Source organism: Mycobacterium persicum (assembly GCF_002086675.1).
GTDB lineage: Bacteria > Actinomycetota > Actinomycetes > Mycobacteriales > Mycobacteriaceae > Mycobacterium > Mycobacterium persicum.
Genome location: NZ_MVIF01000018.1, coordinates 51,880 through 71,336, shown reverse-complemented (window position 1 = coordinate 71,336; position 19,457 = coordinate 51,880). Strand labels below are relative to the sequence as shown.

At 64.8% G+C, this 19,457-nt stretch carries 20 protein-coding genes; 11 read left to right on the top strand and 9 right to left on the bottom strand.

Going from position 1 to position 19,457, the window contains the following annotated elements; all coding sequences use genetic code 11:
• Together BST40_RS08760 and BST40_RS08755 are read left to right on the top strand one after the other, a co-directional pair.
• On the top strand, positions 1 to 313 hold a 313-nt coding region (locus BST40_RS08760; protein WP_244174323.1), incomplete at its 5' end, for a hypothetical protein.
• 205 nt (positions 314 to 518) lie between these two features.
• The gene (locus BST40_RS08755) at positions 519 to 1,130 is read left to right on the top strand and encodes a TetR/AcrR family transcriptional regulator (protein WP_083154033.1); all 612 of its coding nucleotides are present in this window, start codon (positions 519 to 521) and stop codon (positions 1,128 to 1,130) included.
• Positions 1,131 to 1,164: 34 nt separating this feature from the next.
• Here the strand turns inward: BST40_RS08755 and BST40_RS08750 are convergent, their stop codons facing one another.
• Positions 1,165 to 2,064 carry an alpha/beta hydrolase fold domain-containing protein gene (locus BST40_RS08750; RefSeq protein ID WP_244174321.1) on the bottom strand — a complete coding sequence of 300 codons (900 nt, stop codon included), beginning with the start codon at positions 2,062 to 2,064 and terminating at the stop codon, positions 1,165 to 1,167.
• Between the two features lie 446 nt (positions 2,065 to 2,510).
• Positions 2,511 to 3,917 carry a DUF2254 domain-containing protein gene (locus BST40_RS08745; protein ID WP_083154030.1) on the bottom strand — a complete coding sequence of 469 codons (1,407 nt, stop codon included), beginning with the start codon at positions 3,915 to 3,917 and terminating at the stop codon, positions 2,511 to 2,513.
• A 288-nt stretch (positions 3,918 to 4,205) separates the two neighbouring features.
• Here BST40_RS08745 and BST40_RS08740 point away from each other — a divergent pair, with 288 nt between their 5' ends.
• The 4 genes from BST40_RS08740 (at position 4,206) to BST40_RS08725 (ending at position 8,898) form a co-directional block, all read left to right on the top strand.
• A complete protein-coding gene (locus BST40_RS08740; protein ID WP_083154029.1) occupies positions 4,206 to 5,651 on the top strand; it encodes an NAD(P)-binding protein in 1,446 nt (481 codons plus the stop codon).
• Positions 5,635 to 6,399, top strand: a complete 765-nt coding sequence (locus BST40_RS08735; RefSeq protein WP_083154036.1) for an acyl-[acyl-carrier-protein] thioesterase — start codon at positions 5,635 to 5,637, stop codon at positions 6,397 to 6,399. The genes BST40_RS08740 and BST40_RS08735 overlap by 17 nt, the downstream gene beginning before the upstream one ends.
• Positions 6,400 to 6,530: 131 nt before the next feature.
• Positions 6,531 to 7,859 carry an acyltransferase family protein gene (locus BST40_RS08730; protein WP_083154027.1) on the top strand — a complete coding sequence of 443 codons (1,329 nt, stop codon included), beginning with the start codon at positions 6,531 to 6,533 and terminating at the stop codon, positions 7,857 to 7,859.
• Positions 7,860 to 7,986: 127 nt separating this feature from the next.
• Positions 7,987 to 8,898: a universal stress protein gene (locus tag BST40_RS08725; RefSeq protein WP_083154026.1), complete on the top strand. Its 912-nt coding sequence runs from the start codon at positions 7,987 to 7,989 to the stop codon at positions 8,896 to 8,898.
• Positions 8,899 to 9,383: 485 nt separating this feature from the next.
• On the opposite strand, the gene BST40_RS08715 is transcribed toward BST40_RS08725, so the two are convergent.
• On the bottom strand, positions 9,384 to 10,052 hold the full coding sequence (locus BST40_RS08715) for a TetR/AcrR family transcriptional regulator (protein WP_082275489.1): 669 nt from the start codon (positions 10,050 to 10,052) through the stop codon (positions 9,384 to 9,386).
• A gap of 272 nt (positions 10,053 to 10,324) precedes the next feature.
• Between BST40_RS08715 and BST40_RS08710 the strand changes: the two genes are divergently transcribed.
• Complete coding sequence (locus tag BST40_RS08710; protein ID WP_075547911.1) at positions 10,325 to 12,127, top strand: thiamine pyrophosphate-requiring protein; 1,803 nt, start codon at positions 10,325 to 10,327, stop codon at positions 12,125 to 12,127.
• 315 nt (positions 12,128 to 12,442) lie between these two features.
• Entirely contained in the window at positions 12,443 to 12,676 is a 234-nt protein-coding gene (gene mbp1 / locus BST40_RS08705; RefSeq protein ID WP_036395802.1) for a microaggregate-binding protein 1, read from the top strand.
• 77 nt (positions 12,677 to 12,753) lie between these two features.
• Here mbp1 and BST40_RS08700 read toward each other — a convergent pair whose 3' ends face one another.
• The 4 genes from BST40_RS08700 to BST40_RS08685 form a co-directional block, all read right to left on the bottom strand.
• Positions 12,754 to 13,449: an HAD family hydrolase gene (locus BST40_RS08700; protein WP_083154024.1), complete on the bottom strand. Its 696-nt coding sequence runs from the start codon at positions 13,447 to 13,449 to the stop codon at positions 12,754 to 12,756.
• A 36-nt stretch (positions 13,450 to 13,485) separates the two neighbouring features.
• Complete coding sequence (locus BST40_RS08695; protein WP_089025072.1) at positions 13,486 to 13,869, bottom strand: hypothetical protein; 384 nt, start codon at positions 13,867 to 13,869, stop codon at positions 13,486 to 13,488.
• A 167-nt stretch (positions 13,870 to 14,036) separates the two neighbouring features.
• Complete coding sequence (locus tag BST40_RS08690; RefSeq protein ID WP_075547913.1) at positions 14,037 to 14,705, bottom strand: UdgX family uracil-DNA binding protein; 669 nt, start codon at positions 14,703 to 14,705, stop codon at positions 14,037 to 14,039.
• Positions 14,706 to 14,838: 133 nt separating this feature from the next.
• Entirely contained in the window at positions 14,839 to 15,225 is a 387-nt protein-coding gene (locus tag BST40_RS08685) for a MerR family transcriptional regulator (RefSeq protein WP_075547914.1), read from the bottom strand.
• Between the two features lie 148 nt (positions 15,226 to 15,373).
• On the opposite strand from BST40_RS08685, the gene BST40_RS08680 reads away from it, so the two are divergent.
• Both BST40_RS08680 and folE read left to right on the top strand, forming a co-directional pair.
• The gene (locus BST40_RS08680; RefSeq protein WP_075547939.1) at positions 15,374 to 15,823 is read left to right on the top strand and encodes an Hsp20/alpha crystallin family protein; all 450 of its coding nucleotides are present in this window, start codon (positions 15,374 to 15,376) and stop codon (positions 15,821 to 15,823) included.
• A gap of 415 nt (positions 15,824 to 16,238) precedes the next feature.
• A complete protein-coding gene (folE, locus tag BST40_RS08675; RefSeq protein WP_240316835.1) occupies positions 16,239 to 16,973 on the top strand; it encodes a GTP cyclohydrolase I in 735 nt (244 codons plus the stop codon).
• On the opposite strand, the gene BST40_RS08670 is transcribed toward folE, so the two are convergent.
• Positions 16,970 to 17,857, bottom strand: coding sequence for a universal stress protein (locus BST40_RS08670; protein WP_083154022.1), 888 nt, complete (start codon positions 17,855 to 17,857; stop codon positions 16,970 to 16,972). The two genes, folE and BST40_RS08670, sit on opposite strands and share 4 nt — an antisense overlap.
• Positions 17,858 to 18,027: 170 nt before the next feature.
• Positions 18,028 to 18,912 carry a universal stress protein gene (locus BST40_RS08665; RefSeq protein ID WP_083154021.1) on the bottom strand — a complete coding sequence of 295 codons (885 nt, stop codon included), beginning with the start codon at positions 18,910 to 18,912 and terminating at the stop codon, positions 18,028 to 18,030.
• 245 nt (positions 18,913 to 19,157) lie between these two features.
• On the opposite strand from BST40_RS08665, the gene BST40_RS08660 reads away from it, so the two are divergent.
• On the top strand, positions 19,158 to 19,457 hold the full coding sequence (locus BST40_RS08660; RefSeq protein ID WP_089025068.1) for a cold-shock protein: 300 nt from the start codon (positions 19,158 to 19,160) through the stop codon (positions 19,455 to 19,457).

The following is a 19,457-nucleotide window of genomic DNA, read 5'->3' as shown; positions in this document are numbered from 1 at the left end:
CCACTTCACCCCCACCGACCCCATCACCACCTTCGGCGGCATCGGACTGTCCAACAACGGCACCGACAACCTCGGCATCGCCAACACCGGCACCCACAACGTCGGCGCCTGGAACCAGGGCATGCTCAACCTCGGCATCGCCAACACCGGCACCGCCAACAGCGGCCTACCCATGAGCCTGCTGCAAACCCTCGGCATCGCCAACCACGGCACCTACAACCAAGGCCTGTTCAACACCGGCAACCACAACATCGGCATCGGCCTCACCGGCGACCACCTCATCGGCATCGGCCCCCTCCACATCAGCGCTTAGACCGGGTCCGTTGGTGACTGTCCAACCGGACCTGTAGACACCGACGGGGCGTTAGCAGCGTCGCCGTGCGCGCGGCATGCCATGCCGCTTCGCATTTCAGAGCGCATTTCAGAGCGAACATCGACGTCCACCGCGGCGAAGTGGCCCGTCACGTATCCGATGTGGCAATGTATCGGTTACATCAGCACATCGGAGGCGAGGGCACATGCCGTCAACGACGACCAGCGACAAGCCGGTACGGGTCACCAAGCGCCGCGCCGAGACCCGCGGCCGTCTCATCGAGGCGGCATTCCGGGTGTTCGCCGACAAGGGATACGGGCACGTGACCATCGAGGACGTCTGCGAAGCCGCCGGCTACACCCGGGGCGCGTTCTATTCCCAGTTCGACACCCTCGAGGAACTTTTCTTTCTGCTCTACGACCAATGGGCGGCCCGCACCGCCGAACAGGTCCGCGCCGCCATGGAAGGCAGCGAACCTGTCACCGACCTGCCCAACGTTGTCGAACGCATCGTGGGCACCCTGCTTTTTGAACGCGACTGGCTGCTGATCAAGATTGACTTCCTGCTCCACGCCGCTCGTCACCCCGACCTTGCCCACCGCTGGGAAGTCCACCGCGCGCAATTGCGCAACGTGATCGAAGAGCGGCTGATTGCCAGCGGCATCGAATTCAACCAGTCCCTCAACACGGTCGCCGACACTGCCCGGGCAATCGTCGCGGTATACGACGGCGTCAGCATCCAGCTATTGCTCGACAGCGACCAGACCGCCGCTCGCGCCTGGCTCACCCAACTCCTCAATATGGTCCTGAGTCGCTGAGCCAGGCAACGTTGCTGGCCGCACTGGGCGATCGCTATCCGCGCAGGCGCTCCACGATAACTGCCCGTGCGGCACGGCCTTCCGGAATCGGCATCAGCGGGTAGACATGCAGCAAACCGAATCGCTCATGGTAGTCGATATCGACACCGGTCGCGGTGGCCTTCTGGACCAGCGCCCGCGCGTCAGGGTTGAGAATGTCGCGGGTCCCACTGAAAACAGTCAGCGGGCCAAGACCGGTCAGGTCAGCCGCAAGCGGACTGACGCGCAGATCATCCGGGTTCAGGTGACCACGCCAACAGTCCCCGAACACCGATAGTGCTTCGCGCGCCAGCCACGGATCGGTCAGCTCGACCGAATTGATCATCGGGTTGCTCAACGACACGTCCAAGGCCGGCGAGATCAACACGGTGCGCGGCAGAACCACGTCATGGTCGTCGCGCAGTAGCAGGGCCGTCGACAACGCGATTTGACCGCCCGCGGAATCGCCGGCCAGGCACACGCGGTGGCCGGTCGACATGTTCTCGACCACCAGTTGAGCGACTTCGGGCACCACATCGGCTGCGGTGCCAAAAGGGAGCAACGGATAGATCGGGACGACGACCTTCACGCGTGCCCCGGCGGCGACGTGAGTCACCAATCGCCAGTGCTGTGAGTTGATTTCGTTGACCCAGGCACCGCCATGGAGGTAGACCACGGTGTGCGTATGCGCGCCGTTCTTGGGTGCCACGGCATAGATCGGCCAGCCGGATCGACGGCCGACCTCCACGGTCACGTCGGGGCGCAACCGCACCGGCGGTCCGTACGGCGACGGACGCAACGCGCGGGCCGCGATGTGCTTGCGGGCATCTGCGGCGCTGGTGTACTGGCGCGTCCTACCGGTGATGCGGAGCATTGCGGGCATGGTGCGGCTCGCCCAGCTGGGCCCACGTGTCACGGCTCGTTCCTTCCGCTGACCTCGGCAATGGTTCCACTCCCCCGAAACGGACCCTGGAACCGACCACGTCCAGTGTGGCGCATGATGCCGCCGGAAGGCATCAACCACTTCGCGGGCCGCGTCACCGCTCAGCAGCTGGCGATGCCGTGAGGTCTTCAACTCCAGGCGTCGCGGGTAGCCGTTGACCACGCCATCCCAAAGCAGCCGCGTGGTCAGCGCGGGCCGACACCGGTGCGACGGTGGACGGCAATATCACGCACCACCGGCAGCCTCCCGACGCGGTCCGCCATGACATCCCGACGGCCCTGCGCCACAGCGCATTTCACGCCTTAGGCGATGATCCGGATGTCTGTCCGTAGCGATAACCGGGGTACGCAGCTCGAAGGTGTCGGCTGCGCGAAGCCGTCGGCGACTTGACGGCAAGTCCGCGTCAACTGATGTCGGCATCAACGGATCGTCGGAGCCCACCGCCGATCCAAGGCTTCCCCTACTGCGCGGGCGAGGTGATCGATCTGACTACGTCGAACAGCGTCGAAATCCTGCTCGCCCGCTGCCTGCCGCAAACGGACCAGGTGGTCCGCGATGGCCCGTCGATGTTCGGGCACGGACGTGGTCCAGGCAACCTCGCGAAGCATTGACAACAGTCTGGCCAGCACCACAAAGTCTTTGGCGCCGTATTGCTGTACCTGCGTGCACACTACGTCGAGCATGTCGGCGAGGTCTGGTCGCGACACCACCACCCGAGGCGAACCACCATCGTCTCGAAAAACCTTGCGTCCCAACGAATAACCAACGAGGTGGCACAACACCGCCGTGCCCGAGCTCAACCCGTGCACGGCCGTGGTCGGGTCGTTGATGCCGGGGGATAACGCGCGAATCACCACATCGGTGAGTTGCCGCAGTCCGTAACCGACATCCTGGGTGGTCGTGCGCTCCAGGCCGGTGCGCACGGCATCACAGACACGTTTACGCAGCAACGTGACTCGTTCCTCGTCGAGCGGGCTTCCGGGCTTCGCGGACCAACAGAACGCCATTGGCACACCCTCGACCAAAAAGGACCCGACCTGACGGTCGATCCACACCACCGCGCTGGCATCCATTGCCGCCTTGAATATGGCCTCTTCGTCGACTTCCACCAGGAAACCCGAGGATCGCGCGACGATGACCGCGTGCTCCCGGGGTAGCGATGGCGGGTCGTCATTCCGGCGCTCATCCAGTGGGTCTAGGACGCGATGGGCAGTCGCCCTGGCCTCGGTACTGACGTGTCCAAGGATCGTCTCGATCCGGATCTGACGCACGAGGTGACCCAAAAAGACTACGAGCGCCAGCACGCTCGCCATGGCCAGCAGGTAGGACACCGTGACCGCGATCTGGGGGACGAATTCAGTCCGCTGGCTAGTGGAGTTGCGGACGGTGCGCAAGACCGTCAGGGAGTAGGCGAACGTCGCCAAGAACAACGCGAGAGTGCGTTGAACAACACGATCTGCGGCGAATGTCCGCAAGAGCCTGGGAGTGTACTGACTGCTGGCCAGCTGCAAGGTCACCAGGGTTAACGAGAACGTCAGTGATGTCACTGTCACGAGCGAGGTCGCGATAGCGCTCAACAGCTCGCGCGCGGCATCGGCCCCACCGCCAAACAGGTACGCCGACAACCCAGACGGCATATGCGGGTCGACGATGCTATCGAATTCGGGGAGCGCCACACCCATGACGACCGCGGTCACCACACCAACCGCCGGCACCGGCCATAGCCGGGTGCGCAGCCCTTCGGCGAACGCGACGCGCCGCTGCCAAACAACGCTGAGCAGGCGTCGCACGCCGGAAGCTTCCCGCTTAGCGTGAGGCACCGGCATTACCGGCGGACCAGGAAGCGTCGGTAGGTGTGCATTCGGCTGACCTCCTCGCATGTACAGCACAGACACTCATAGACCGCCACATGATCCGCCGACACCGGGGAAGCTGACGGCATCGCGTTACGCGCCGCTGCACGGAAAGGGATTCCCGCCCGTGGCCGCGGTCAATCGCCGTCGATTCCGGCGGCGGCCTACACTCTCCCAGCAATAGTCGCTTCGCCACGGTGACGATGGATTCGCTTACCGCTCGCGACTCGACGTCTATATCCCGTGCTCGAAGGAGAGCCTATGCAAGGGCCAACGGCAACCATCGAGACCGACTACCTGGTGGTCGGCGCCGGGGCGATGGGAATCGCGTTCACCGATACGCTCCTTGCCGAATCCGAGGCACGCGTGGTCATCGTCGACCGGGCACATCAACCGGGTGGGCATTGGACCACGGCCTACCCTTTCGTGCGGCTGCACCAACCGTCGGCGTATTACGGCGTCAACTCACGAGCCCTGGGCAACAACACTATTGACGCCGTCGGCTGGAACCAAGGTCTGAACGAACTCGCCTCCGTCGGCGAAATCTGCGCCTACTTCGACGCCGTGATGCAACAGCAATTCCTGCCCAGCGGGCGCGTTGAATACTTCCCCATGAGCGACTACCTCGGCGACGGCCGATTCCGGACGCTGGGTGGCGCGGAATACCGGGTCACGGTCAGGCAGCGCATCGTCGATGCCACTTATCTGCAAGCCGTCGTGCCGTCGATGCGGCCGGCGCCGTACTCGGTGGCGCCCGGGGTCGACTGTATTGCACCCAACGAGCTGCCGAAATTCAAGGCTCGCGACCGATACGTGATCGTCGGCGCCGGCAAGACAGGTATGGACGTCTGCTTGTGGTTACTGCGCAACGGCGTCACCCCCGAGAAGCTGACCTGGATCATGCCGCGCGACGCCTGGCTGATCGACCGGGCAACGCTGCAGCCGGGACCGACGTTCATCAAGAAGTTCCGGGACAGCTACGGCGCCACGCTCGATGCCATCGGCAACGCGACATCGGTCCAGGACCTGTTCGACCGGCTCGAGGCAGCCGGAACCTTGCTCCGGCTCAACCCCGCGGTTCGACCCACCATGTATCGGTGCGCGACCGTGTCACAACCCGAATACGACCAGTTGCGCCGCATCGACGACGTGGTCAGGATGGGCCATATTCGACGCATCGAGCCCACCGCCATCATGCTCGACGGCGGATCGATCGCCTCGTCGCCGTCCGCCCTCTACATCGACTGCACCGCCGACGGAGCACCGCAGCGGCCGGCCACACCGGTTTTCGACGGCGAGCGCCTCACCCTGCAGGCGGTGCGGGGCTGTCAACAGGTGTTCAGCGCGGCTTTCACCGCGCACGTCGAACTTGCCTACCCTGACGACGCGGTGAAAAACGAACTCTGCGTGCCGATTCCACATCCGGACTCCGACCTGGATTGGCTACGGCTTACGCATTCCGATCTGCGTAATTTTCAGCGGTGGCTCGCCGACGCCGAGCTGACCGACTGGCTCGGTTCGGCACGGTTGAATCTTCTCGCCGAGCTGTTGCCGCCGTTGTCGCACAAGCCGCGGGTACGTGAGCGGGTGGTGTCGATGTTCCAGTCGAGGTTGAATGCCGCCAGCGAGCGACTGGAAAAGTTGCTGAGCGACCACGGCGGCGATACCGCTGCAACGGTGAGGAGTGGGCGTGCCGCGGCACACTGACGTCGACGCGTCATTGGCCGACGTGCCCGCCGCGGGATACGTCTACCGGACAAGCTGGCGACTGGCCACCACCGACATCGACGAGCACCAGAGGCTGCGCCTGGACGGAGTAGCCCGCTATATCCAGGAAGTCGGCGCCGAGCACCTGGCCGATGCCCAGCTGGCCGAAGTCCATCCCCACTGGATCGTGCTACGCACCGTGATCGACGTCGTCGAGCCGATCGAGCTACCCAGCGACATCACCTTCCGCCGTTGGTGCGCAGCGCTTTCCACCCGATGGTGCAACATGCGCGTCCGCCTTGACGGCGCTGCCGGCGGACGGATCGAAACCGAAGGTTTCTGGATCTGTGTGAACAAGGACACCCTGACGCCGTCGCGGCTCACCGATGACTGCATCGCCCGCTTCGGCAGCACCACTGACAACCACCGGCTCAAGTGGCGCCCGTGGCTCACCGAGCCGGTAACCGACGGCACCGAGACACCATTTCCACTGCGCCGCACCGATATTGATCCTTTCGAGCACGTCAACAACACCATCTACTGGCACGGCATCGTCGAGGTACTCGGCCAGCTGCCGGCCGGTGCAGAACTGACCGCGGCTCCACATCGCGTCGTGCTCGAGTACCGCAGCCCGATCAAGTACGGCGAAGCCGTCACCATTCGTTCCCACCAGCGCGACGGCCGCATCCACATGCACTTCGTGGTGGGTCACGACGTGCGCGCCGCCGCTTTGGTGCGCAAGCTTTGACCAGGCAGTCGCCGCAGATTTCCTGGCCGGCCGCCGAAGCGTTCCATCAAAGCCGGTGTCCGCGCCGAATCGCGTTGGCGTGCGACGAGTACCCTCGCGCTCGTGCAGGTCGCTGAGCTTTCCCCAATCTGATGGACCCCGCAGCCACCGGTCGACCGGCCCGCGATCTGGCCGTCGACTTTTACCGGGTGTCGGGCGTGGTCCTCATCGTCCTGGGCCACTGGCTGGCCGGGTCGGTGACGTATCACGACGGACAGTTCGGCCGGCAAAATCCGCTGGTCGACCAGCCCTGGACGCAGTGGCTGACGTGGCCTTTTCAGGCGGTTCCGGTTTTCTTCCTGGTGGCCGGCTACGCCGGCGCGGTGTCATGGACACATCGTTACGGCGACGGCGGTGTGTCGCGGCAGGACTGGATTCGGCATCGGGTGGCGCGAGTGCTCGGACCCACGGCGGTGTACGTGGGACTGGTGTCGGCAGTCGTGGTGGCGCTGCAGGTCTCCGGCCTGCCTGGCTCGGTGCTGGAGTATGCGGGTTGGGCGGTGGCGATGCACCTGTGGTTCCTCGCCGTGTATTTGGTGGTGGTATCGCTGACGCCTGTTGCGATGGCCGCACACCGACGTTGGGGGCTCATGGTGCCGGCGGTACTGGCAGTTGCGCTGGTGGCGGTGGATACCGCTGCGCTGGCCGGTCATACGCCCTCTCTCGCCGGCCTGAATTATCTGTTGTGCTGGGGCCTGCTCTACCAGCTGGGGATCTGTTGGCAGGCAGGGTTGTTAAGCGGCCGCCGACCGGTGGTGATTGCCGCCGGATCGGCGGTCGCGCTGGCCCTGGTCATCTGGATCGGCCCCTATCCGGTCAGCATGATCGGGGTTCCCGGCCAAGCGGTACAGAACAGCATGCCGCCGTCGGTGGCGATGCTGGCGTTCGCTTGCACCCAGGCCGGCATCGCGGTGGCCATCGCACCCGCGCTCAACCGTGTGCTTCGTTCTCGCCGATTGCAGCGGCTGTTGTCGGCCGCCAACAGCAATGTGATGGCGCTCTACCTGTGGCACATGGCGCCGGTGGTGATCGTCGCGGTCGTCGCCTACCCGGCCGGGCTGCTGCCACAACCGGCCCAGGGGACGGCGACGTGGTGGCTGGCCCGGCTGGAATGGGAGGTGGTCCTGAGCCTGGTGACCGCCGTAGAGATGGCGTTGTTGTGGTGGCTCCGGCGATTCTTCGCGGCACCGCTGCCGACGATCCGGATACCGCTGCCGCAGCGTTGGGCCGAACCGAGCATGCTCGCGGGTGCCATGATGGCAGCTGCCTTCCTGTGGGTGGTCGCCGCGGCGGGATTTGCTCCGGACGGGAAATATCCGTGGATAACCGCGCTGGTTTTCGTGCTCGGCCTGACACTCGTGGCGTGCCGGCCCACAACGGCCACCCGGCGGTCAGTCGATATCTCCCTAGAGCCCAATTGAGCTCTGCGCCAACCTCGACGGTGCGTTCACGGTTAGAGGTCTGAAGGCCCATCGACAAGGGACCAATGCCTCGTTCCCCGAAGCGGCTGAACCAATAACGTCCAAGCGCAAAGGAATGAGGAAACGCATGTCCAAGATCGACAGCCATCGGGGAATCGTCGTCGGCGTCGACGGCTCGCCGGGCTCTCACGCGGCGGTCCGATGGGCCGCCCGCGACGCCGAGTTGCGCAATGTTCCGCTGACCCTGGCTCATGTTCTCCCGGCCGCGGCGGGAACGCGGCTGGTCTCGTCGGTAACCCCAGGGCGGACCCGCAGCCGAATCGACGCCGGAGAGCAACTGCTCGACGAGGCGCTCAAGATCGCCGAGAAAAGCTGCGAACGCGGGCCAACCCAGGTCTACCGCGAAATGCCCAGCGGGACCACGGTTTCAACGCTGACCAAGCTTTCCGAAGACGCCCACTTGGTGGTGGCCGGTTGCCGCGGCGTTGGCTCGTTGCGAGGCCGACACTTGGGTTCGGTGAGTTCGGGGCTCATCCATAACGCGCGGTGCCCGGTGGCGGTCATCCACGACGATGTCCCAATGGCGGCCGATTCCGAGCGAGCCCCGGTGCTGGTAGGCATCGACGGGTCACCGGAGTCGGAAGTGGCGATTGCCATCGCGTTCGACGCCGCCTCTCGGCGCAAGGTGGACCTGGTGGCCGTGCACGCATGGAAAGCACCTGGCGTGTTGGATCCCATCGTCAGTTTGCCGGGTCCCGGCTGGCCGGAACTGCGGACACATGAGGACAAGATCGTCGCCGAACGCCTGGCCGGGTGGGGCGAACAATACCCCGATGTCGTTGTCCGTCGAATGATCGCGCGCAACGATGCGGCGCCTGAACTTGTGGGAACGTCCAAGTCGGCGCAACTCGTGGTGGTCGGCAGTCGCGGAAGCGGCGGATTCGCGGGGATGTTGTTCGGTTCGGTCAGCGCCGCCGTGGTGCTACTGAGCCATGTGCCGGTCATAGTCGCACGCAAAACGGTCGCCAAAAGACGCTAGGACCGCGCTGATCTAGTCGCCGCGGGCCACGGAATCCCGGGTCTGTTCATCACGTGTAGATCAGCGCCGCCCTAGACCCGCTCGCAAGTTCGGCCCGGATGTACCTGCCGGAACTCTCTCGGTTTGACGAATATAGGTATGGAAAGCCTATCCTAACTAGTGCCGACAGAGAAAGGCTGACCATGCCCATGTTGCCCATCGATCCACACGCTGACGCTTGCCGGCGCGCCTGGCTACCCTGCCCGAATTGCAACTGGGGCCGCAACGCGTGTTCGGAATGCCGCAGCAGCCGCAACTGCGGAACCCATTGGCAATATCTGCTCAGCAACCGGGCGACCGAACTGCACCTGCAGTGTCCCGGATGCACCACTTTGTGGTCCACTGACACGCGAAACCGCCCGCAAAACACGGCGGTTGGTCATCGCTGACGCGGCGACGGCATCGGTTACCCACCCCGTTCCGGCACCAAAACCAATACCAGAGCGTCACGCAACCGAACCCGATTGGCCCCGGCCATCGAGGGCAGGAAGCGGGCGCTGGCAAATGGTGCGCGCCTCCTGAGCATCGAGGCCGAACAGACGCAACAACCTCTCGGTGACCATGTCAGCGGCTAACGCATCGTCACGACGCGGATCCGCACGCAATAGGGCGCCTAGCCCCAGCAACGCACCCCCGGCCGTCGCTAACGCCAGGTCGGGGTCCCCCACCCGAAACCGTCCGGCGTCGGCGGCTGCCTTGATGTCACGCAGGGCACGAGGAGCCAGCCCGTGATCGGATGACAGCAGGTTGGTTCCGGTGGCCAACAGAATGTCCGTCTCCAGTCCTCGCCGACGAAACAGCCTGCCGGTCAGCCGGAAACTGACGGCAAACGTTTCGGCAGGATCGTCGATCGATGCGGTGAGCCGGTCCAGCAACGCCCCATGGGTGTCAAGCACGTCGGCTACCGCAGCGGCGAACAGCTGCTCCTTACTGTCAAAGTGGTTGTAGAACGAGCCCATGCCGACGTCGGCAGCCTGGGTGATCTCGAGCACCGGCGCGTTGAACTTTCCCTCGGCGATCAACCGCTGCGCAGCCTTGACCAGCGCTGTCCTGGTGCGCTGCTTGCGTCGCTCCAAACGGTTCGGCGGCTCGGCGCCCCCGTCACTAGAAGTCATCACTATGGCAGTATGACTCGGTTATGAGGATATCGTCAGAAATGCGCCTAGAGCGGACCTCCTGATCCGCCCCGCTTCAACCAGCGACCTCACCACGGATTGATTTGCCGCCGCCGGGAAACCCGCGCGGCCCGGTTCCGAGATGATCGTCGACTATGTGCGCGATCCCGCGCGGACCGTCACCCGCCCATTAGGGCGTCTAATCAGGCCGATGAACGGGTAACCCCTGTCCGATAAGGCTGGCAACGGAGGGCAACAAAGAGAGGTGTGCAATGGCGGCGACCGAGGTGAGTGATTTTCTGCTGGGGCGACTCCGCGACTGGGGCGTGGAACATGTGTTCGCTTATCCCGGCGACGGAATCAACGGGCTCCTGGCAGCGTGGGGCCGGGCAGACAACAAACCGATGTTCGTCCAGGCGCGACACGAGGAGATGGCCGCCTTCGAGGCCGTGGGCTACGCAAAGTTCAGCAACCGGCTTGGGGTCTGCGCGGCAACCTCGGGCCCGGGCGCGATCCATCTGCTCAACGGTCTTTACGACGCCAAACTCGACCGGGTGCCGGTGGTGGCGATCGTCGGACAAACCAACCGCAGCGCAATGGGGGGCTCCTACCAGCAGGAAGTTGACCTGTTGAGCCTGTATAAGGACGTTGCCAGCGACTACGTCCAGATGGTAACCGTGCCCGAACAGCTGCCCAATGTCTTGGACCGGGCCATCCGCACCGCGTTGACCAGGCGAGGGCCGACTGCGCTGATCATCCCGTCCGACGTGCAAGAGCTCGAGTACTCCCCGCCCGCACACGAATTCAAGATGGTTCCGTCCAGCCTCGGGTTTCAGCGGCCAGGAGTGGAGCCGGCACTCGACGGCCTGCAACGGGCCGCGGACGTGCTCAACGCCGGTAAACGGGTCGCGATGCTGATCGGATGCGGGGCCCGCAACGCCGCCCGGGAGATCGTCGAGCTCGCCGACGTTCTCGGCGCCGGAGTCGCCAAGGCGCTGCTGGGCAAAGATGTGCTATCCGACGAATTGCCCTTCGTGACCGGTGCCATCGGTTTGTTGGGTACGCGGCCAAGCTACGAGATGATGCGCGACTGCGACACCTTGCTGACCATCGGGTCGAACTTCCCGTACACGCAGTTCCTGCCGCCGTTCGGTGGGGCTCGCGGCGTGCAAATCGATATCGACCCCACGCTGATCGGAATGCGATACCCGAACGAGGTGAACCTGGTCGGTGATGCCGCCGCCACGGTGCGCGCGTTATTGCCACTGCTGCAACCCAAGTCCGACCGATCCTGGCGCGCGACGATCGAAAGAAACGTGGCACGCTGGTGGGAGACCATGGACATGGAGGCCGAGGTGGCGGCCAAGCCGATCAACCCCATGCGACTGTTCGCCGACCTGTCACCCAAACTGCCCGACAATGCGATCATCACTGCCGATTCGGGATCGTCGGCGAATTGGTATGCCCGCCAACTGAAATTCCGCGACGGCATCCGCGGCTCGCTGTCGGGCAATCTCGCCACCATGGGGCCCGGAGTTCCCTACGGTATCGGCGGGAAGTTCGCCCATCCGGACCGTCCGGTGATTGTCTTCGCCGGTGACGGCGCGATGCAGATGAACGGCATGGCCGAGTTGATCACGATCGCGCACTATTGGAAGCAGTGGGCGGACCCGCGGCTAGTCGTGGCGGTGCTGCACAACAACGACTTGAACCAGGTGACCTGGGAAATGCGCGCCATGGCCGGAGCTCCGAAATTCGCTGAGTCGCAAACTCTTCCCGATGTCGACTATGCCGGGTTTGCCGCCAGCCTGGGCTTGGGTTCGGCGACGCTGACCGACCCCGATCAGATTGCGACGGCCTGGGATCAGGCGCTGCTGGCCGATCGGCCGACGGTGCTGGACGTGCACTGCGACCCGGATATCCCGCCGGTTCCGCCGCACGCCACGTTCGACCAGATGAAGAGCGCGGCCAGCGCAGTGCTGCACGGTGACGAAAATGCGTTCGGCATCATCAAGGAAGGCATCAAGATCAAGGCGCAGGAGTTCTTGCCACACCGGGAAACCAGCAGCCGATAAGCACGCCAGTCGCTCGCCGGCACTGTCACCACAACCCCGGTCTGTTATCGGGCCGAGATTTCGGCCCGGTCGGTCTCGGTACTGTGCGACATGGCCGAAGCTGGTATCGCATCACACGGCCGGTTCCCAGGGAACATAAGACGCCGGTGACCCAAACCACATGTTTGACACCGCGACCATTCGGAAACCCTTGCAGTGCAGGGATGTTTTGGATTTGACGCGCACTACTGGCGTTCAAGTTCCCGCCCTGCTGGCTGAGCGCAATCGAGCGAGCGCGAGGTCGCCATGCGAGTAGTAACCGATAGGGAGGAATTCATGGCGGAGAAAAGTGGCCCCCAAGAGGGCGTCGAGGGCGTCGTCGAGGGTGCTAAAGGCAAGGCCAAGGAGGTCTTTGGAGCTGTTACCGGCCGCGACGACATGAAGCGCGAGGGACAGGCTCAGCAGGACAAGGCCGACGCCCAGCGGGACGCGGCCAAGAAGGAAGCCGAGGCTGAAGCCGCCCGCGGCAGCGCCGAGGCGTCCGAACAACGTCAAGAAGCCAATCAGTAGCTTGAAAGCAAATGGGCCCGGTCCGACTTCGGACCGGGCCCATTCGCTTACTGGGAACCTGCGAAGACCGCCGACAGTCAGCAGGCGACAAGTCGGGCCAACCGGGCGATCGGTGTCTCCTCGAGACGGTCCAGCAAGTCTGCGGCGTTCGCGAACACCATTGCAGCCCCTGCGCTTTCGAGTTCGCTTCCGGAGACGCCGCCACTGAGCAGCCCGATACTCGCTACTTCTGCACGGGCACACGCTTCGGCATCCCACACCGAGTCGCCGACGAAAACCGCGCGGGTGCTGCCGACGCCCGCTCGGTGAAGCGCCACGTGGATAATGTCGGGTTTGGGTTTTGCGGTGTCCACGTCGCCGGCCGACGTGACCTCGGCAACGACGTCATCGCTGTCGAGTACCCCACGCAACAGGGCCAATTCGTCTTCCGGGGCCGACGTGGCAAGTACCACCTTGAGGCCGAGCCCGGCCACGCGTTGCAGCAAGGCGCGTGCGCCCGGCAGCGGTCGCAACAGGTGGGACGCTTGCTGGTAATACCGAGAATGTAAGTCCTTCAAGTATTTCTGAGTGTCCTCGGACGCATTACCAGACAGCGACTTCACCAGAGTCGAACCGTCCATCCCGATGGACCGGTGGATGCGCCATGTCTCGACGTCGATCCCCGCCGTTGCGAATGCCCGGAGCCAGGCGTCGATATGCAGGTAGTTGGAGTCCACCAGGGTGCCGTCGACGTCGAACAGGACCGCCGGCCGAGGCGCGGGATCGGTAGTCACCGTGAGGATTTCGCTGTCTGATAAGGCACTGACCGGTTAGCTCCTGAACAGAATGGCCGTCGCTGCGATATCGACGACCAGCAGGGCCAACGCACACAACGGAACGACAAAGCCGCGCCGCCGGGAGGCCGTGAAGAAGGAGGCGACGAGCGTTGACACCGCCACTACCGGAGCCCCATACAGCAACACGCCATACATCAGACCGTTCGGGCCCAGGTCGGGGCACTGAGCGCCGCTGCATGCAGCCATGCTCATCGCCGCGCCGATGGCGAATACCATGACGAGTGCTGCCACGGGCACCGTCAGCAACGCCAGCACCCAGTTCACCAGGATGCGACGCCCACGATTGTGCTCACCAGTCTGCGGTGGGATGTCCGCGTCGGTGATGAGCTCGTGGTGTTCATGGTTCTGCAGCCTCATCAGCACCTCCCTTCCTGGGGTTCCGCGCAAACTGGCGGCGAGCCGCGGCGCCCACGATCGCTTCTTACCCGACTACCCGCGCGGGTTGAGTCGAAACATGAGGCCCGGCGCATGCGACCCGCGGCGGCGCCCCGGCTTCGTCGGCACCTCGGCGGTTGACGGCCCGGTCAGCGCCCGATGACCAGGTCGATGCCGGCCCGGGCACTCTTGAGGTCCTCGACAAACAGTGCGTAGGACTCGCCGTGGCGGTCACTGCGATCCCGCAGCACCGCCGACGGGTGAACCGTTGCGGTCACCCGTGGTTCGGGGTCGATCGCGACCTGCAAGGTCGCGGGCAGCCGTAACCGTTCACCACGATGTGCGGTCACGCGAAACGCGCTGCCCAGCAAGGATTGTGCGGCCGTCGCACCCAGACACACGATCAATCGTGGCCGTACTGCCTCGATTTCGGCGATCAGCCAGGGCCTGCAGGCTACGACTTCGGTTCGGGAGGGTTTCTGATGTATGCGCCGCTTGCCCTGCCTGCGGAACTTGAAGTGCTTGACGGCATTGGTCTGATAGGTCAATCGTGGGTCGATGCCGGCGTCGTCGAGAGCCCGCTGCAGCAGTCGGCCGGCCGGGCCGACGAACGGAAGCCCTTCGTGGTCCTCGCGATCGCCCGGCTGTTCCCCGACCAACATGAGCGGCGCGTCAGACGTGCCGTGGCCGAAGACGGTCCGGGTGGCGTCGGCGTACAGCGCGCAACCCCGACAATTGCTCGCCGCATCCTCCAACAGGGGCAATTCACGTTCGTCGGGGAGGTAGCGCCCCGCCCCAGCGGCAGGTGCTGCAGTCATGGCCGAAACCCGCTCCGGCCGATTGCGTCAGCGCCGACCTCGGTACCTTCTGCCACCGGTACTCCTTCGTCGACGCGTGTCCCACCTCGGGGTACCCGCTTCGACGGCACGCAATCCGGGCCGAGCCCCGCCGTCAGGCTTCGCCGCCGGCGGCAACTCGGGTGGCTCGGGTCGATCTTGCGGTCCCTTTCGCGGCGTTGCGCAGGGAGCGGTTGGTGGCCTGCAAGTTGTCGTTCGCAGCAGCCAGTGCCGCATTGTCGTCTTCGAGACTGAGGATGCGCGCAATTCCGGCCAGGTTGATTCCGGCGTCAACCAGAGCGCTGATCCGCTGCAGCCGGGCCAAATCGTCAGCGCTATAGCGCCGTGTCCCACCGTCACTACGAGCGGGGGTCAACAATCCATAGCGTTCATACAGCCGTAGCGACTGCACCGCGATACCGGAGAGCTCGGCTGCCACCGAGATGCCGTACACGCCCTGGTCAGGCGCCGGCGCGCCGGTTTCGCCGGGACGGTCAGCCATAGCTCAGCTCATCGACTGCTACTCGCATAGAAAACCTCTCTATCACACTTGCATTGTAATGTCGATAGTGATATAAAAAATCTATGGCTATAGCCATAGATATGCAGGCCCCATTGAACCCAGCAGATTGGAGTGAGAGGTGACCACCATGCTGATGCGCACCGACCCGTTCCGTGATCTGGACCGCTTCGCCCAGCAGGTGTTGGGCACGGCCGCCCGGCCAGCGGTGATGCCCATGGATGCGTGGCGGGACGGCGAAAAATTTGTCGTCGAGTTCGACCTTCCCGGCATCGACGCCAACTCCCTCGATATCGATATCGAGCGCAACGTGGTGACCGTGCGCGCACAACGGCCCAGCGTCGATCCGAATCGGGAAATGCTGGCCAGCGAGCGCCCGCGCGGAGTGTTCAGCCGCCAGCTGGTGCTCGGTGAAAACCTCGACACGGACCGGATCGAGGCGTGCTACCAGGAAGGCGTCCTGAGACTGGTGATCCCGGTGGCCGAGCGGGCCAAGCCGCGCAAGATCTCGGTTGCGCGCGGCAATGGCCACAAGGCCATCGACGAAGCTGGCGCGCAACCCGAGGTGATCGAAGCCTGATCGGGGATGGAGGCGCGGCGACCGAGGCCGGCATCGCCCGGACTCGCCGCGCCTCCACCAGACGGCATGTTCGCACCATCGATGCCTAGACCCGACTGGCTTCGCGGTCCGCAGAGCTGGACCGATTACTGCTGACTGCGCATCGCCGCGCCGCGGGGCAGTCCGGGCAACGGTGACGTTTCCCTCGATCGGGGGACACGAGATTCATCCGCGCAGTGACCCGTCAGCCGACAGACATCGCCGCAAGGCGAGGGCATGGTACCTGATGGAGCAGTGTCCGCGTCGGACCCGCTCCTGCCACACACCGCGAGCAGCAAGGGCGCACCGTGAAGGTTGGGCACGGGTCAGCCGCCGGACGGGAATCGAGAATGACCAGCATCGCAGTCAGCGCTGAGCCCGCGATCGGGCGGGCTGCATGACGGCCATCCCGTCGGCGCCACGCCAGGCCCGTTATCAGATGCCGCCGGTCTGCTCGAGCGGCTGGGCGATGACCAACGACGAGGTGGCGCACGGGGCTGCGGCCTACCCCGCCGACATCGACTACCAGACGACGGATTCGCCGCCGTGGTGGGACAACAACGCCGACGCGGCCGTCGAGGGAGCCGTACGGCAGCTTCTGTCCGCCCTCGGCGTCGACGAGGGCGAGCACACCGCCGAAACACCTGCGCGTGTCGCCCGCGCGTGGCGGGAGATGCTGTGGGGATACAACGAGGTCCCCGAGGACCACCTCGACACCGATTTTCCCGCTCCGGACGACCCCGGGCTGATCGTCCTGCACGGCATCTCGTTCGCCTCCACCTGCGCGCACCATCTGTTGCCGTTCTCGGGGACTGCCACCATCGCCTACCGCCCCCACCCCGGGCAGCGCATCGTGGGCCTGTCCAAGCTTGCTCGGCTGGTCCACGGTTACGCCGCGCGGCTGCAGGTTCAGGAGAACATCGGGCACCAGGCGACCGCCGGGATCATGCGCAAGCTCAACCCCTCCGGGGCCATGAGCGTCATTACCGCACGACACGACTGCATGAGGCTGCGCGGAGTGCGCGAGCCGGCCGCCGAGGCAACCACCGAGTCCCGCAAAGGCATGTGGCTGGACCGGGAAATTGCGCTGGTCCATCGCCTACATGCCGGCGGTCGTCCCGGCGCCTGTTAAGACGACCGCGCCACGATCAGGGGCATCCGCACGGCGTGCACCACCGCGTTGCTCACCGACCCCAGCAGTACGCCGGTGACGCCACCGCGGCCGTGACTTCCGACCACCACGAGCTGAGCGGTTTGCGACCGTTCGACGAGCTGCCGTGCCGGACGGTCACATACGACCACCCGGCGCACGGTCACATCGGGATAGCGCTCCTGCCAGCCGGCCAACCTCTCGGCAAGCAGGACCTGCGCTTCGGCTTCCACCGCGGACCAGTTCAGTCCCGGCAGCTCGACCACCTCGAGATCGCTCCACGCATGCAGCGCGATCAGCTCAACCCCGCGACGGGATGCTTCGTCGAACGCCACCGCCACCGCAGCCTCCGACGCCGGTGACCCGTCGATCCCGAGCAACACCGGGGCGTGCAACGGATCCGGCATCAACGGATCTTCGTCACGGATGATCGCGACCGGACACCGGGCGCGTCTCACCAGGCTCGAACTGACAGAACCCAGCAAGACCCGGGCCAACGCGCCGCGGCCGGAGCTGCCGACGACGATCATCTCCGCCTCGGCCGACATTTCGACCATGGTGGGTACCGGCGTGGAAAACACGATCTCGCTTTTCACGGTGAGCTTCCGCTCCCCCGTGACCGACTCGTCGGCGATCTTGTGGGCAGCGGCCAGAATCTTGCGGCCCTCGTCTTCCTGCCACACCGCCCAGGTGTCCGGGTAAGGCATCGGCGGCCAGGTAGCCACATCGGTGCTCACCACATGGACGATGGTCAGCTGAACGTTGCGCATTGCCGCGTCGCGGGCCGCCCAACATACCGCGGCATTCGAGGCGGGTGAGCCGTCGGCTCCGACGACAACGCCGAGACGCTTTTCCAAAATCGACATTTCGTTGCTCCTCCGATTACCTGACGTGCGTCGGCAAAGCTGCGACCTAAGCCCAAGCTACAAAACACCTACCGCTGTGGCGTCTTCCGAACGGCCTGACCAGCAGGGACCAAAGACCTCTGTTTCCGGTGTTTCGGGTATTTCGGGTGTTTGGTGCACGCGGCCGGCGATCAGGCGGGACGCACGACGATGACCGGGATTTTCGCCGAGTGGGCCACGGCAGAGCCGACCGAACCCAGGAGCATGCCGGGAAATCCCCCGCGGCCGCGACTTCCGACCACCACCAATTGCGCGTGCTGGGCTCCCTCGAGCAGCCAGTGCGCTGGCTTGTCACAGACCAGCGACCGCTGAACGCGCACGTCAGGGTACTGCTCCTGCCAGCCCGCGAGGCGTTCGGCGAGAACCTCCTCCCCCTGGCTCTCGCGATCGCGCCAGTCCATCCCGAGGATGGGGAAAACGCCGACGTCACTCCACGCGTGCAACGCGACCAGGTCTACGCCGCGACGGGAGGCTTCGTCGAATGCCAAGGCCGTCGCGGCCTCCGAGGCCGGTGATCCGTCGATGCCCACCAGCACCGGCGCGCTGGTGTCCGGAGCCACACCGTCGTCGGAATGAATGACCGCTACCGGGCCATGCGCATGGTGTAACAGCGCCGAACTCACCGAACCCAACAATGCGCGGCCCAGCGCGCCCATACCCTGACTGCCGACGACGGTCATCCAGGCGTCCTTGGAGGCGTCGATGAGCGCCGGCACGATGTTGGAATACACCACCTCCGTGCGGACATCCGGCGGGCCGGATTCACCCAGGCGCTCGTCCAGCACCCGGCGCGCCCGCTCGATCACGGTCTGTGCTTCGTCTTTCTGCCACTCCGGCATTTCGGTGTAGAGCTGGCCTACCGGCCAACCGACGACGACGGGGGCGACACCGTGCATCAAGGTGACCGGCATCTGGTGCAGGGTCGCCTCGCGGGCGGCCCAGGCCACCCCCGCGTCGGACTGCGCCGAGCCGTCGACGCCTACCAGAATCCCGTAATGCGTTGTATCCCTGGACATTTCACCCTCCTTGCAGCGGCCAGATGGGTAGCCGGCCAGCGACCGGCACCGAATGCTCACGTCGGCGCACTCTGGGCGGCGCGAGTCTCGACCTGACCGTATACGACGGCCGCCCGGTTCAGCAGAGACGATGGACCTCACTTTGACGCGGTTAATCCCAATCGGCTCGCCGGTGGGCCGAACAGCTCACGAAATCAGAGTCGAAGGACCCTACGCCGACACCCGCTCGATGGATACGGTCTGCCATGTCGGACTCCACCGACGGTAACGAGGGGAAGGCTGTCACCATGCCCGTCATCAATAGCTACGACGTCGAAGCGATGCTGGATTCGATGGCGACCGTGTCGTATGGCGTTATCAACTGGTTCGATGACGAGCGCGGATTCGGATTCGTGCATCCCGCAGACGGCGATCGCGACGTCTTCATCGATTCCTCCGAGATCGTCGATTGGCCTGCCGGCGGTGTTCATGAAGGTCAGCACGTGAGCTACCAAACCGGGGGCACCCGCCACTGGCCACTGGCGCAAGCCGTGCACATCCTCTAA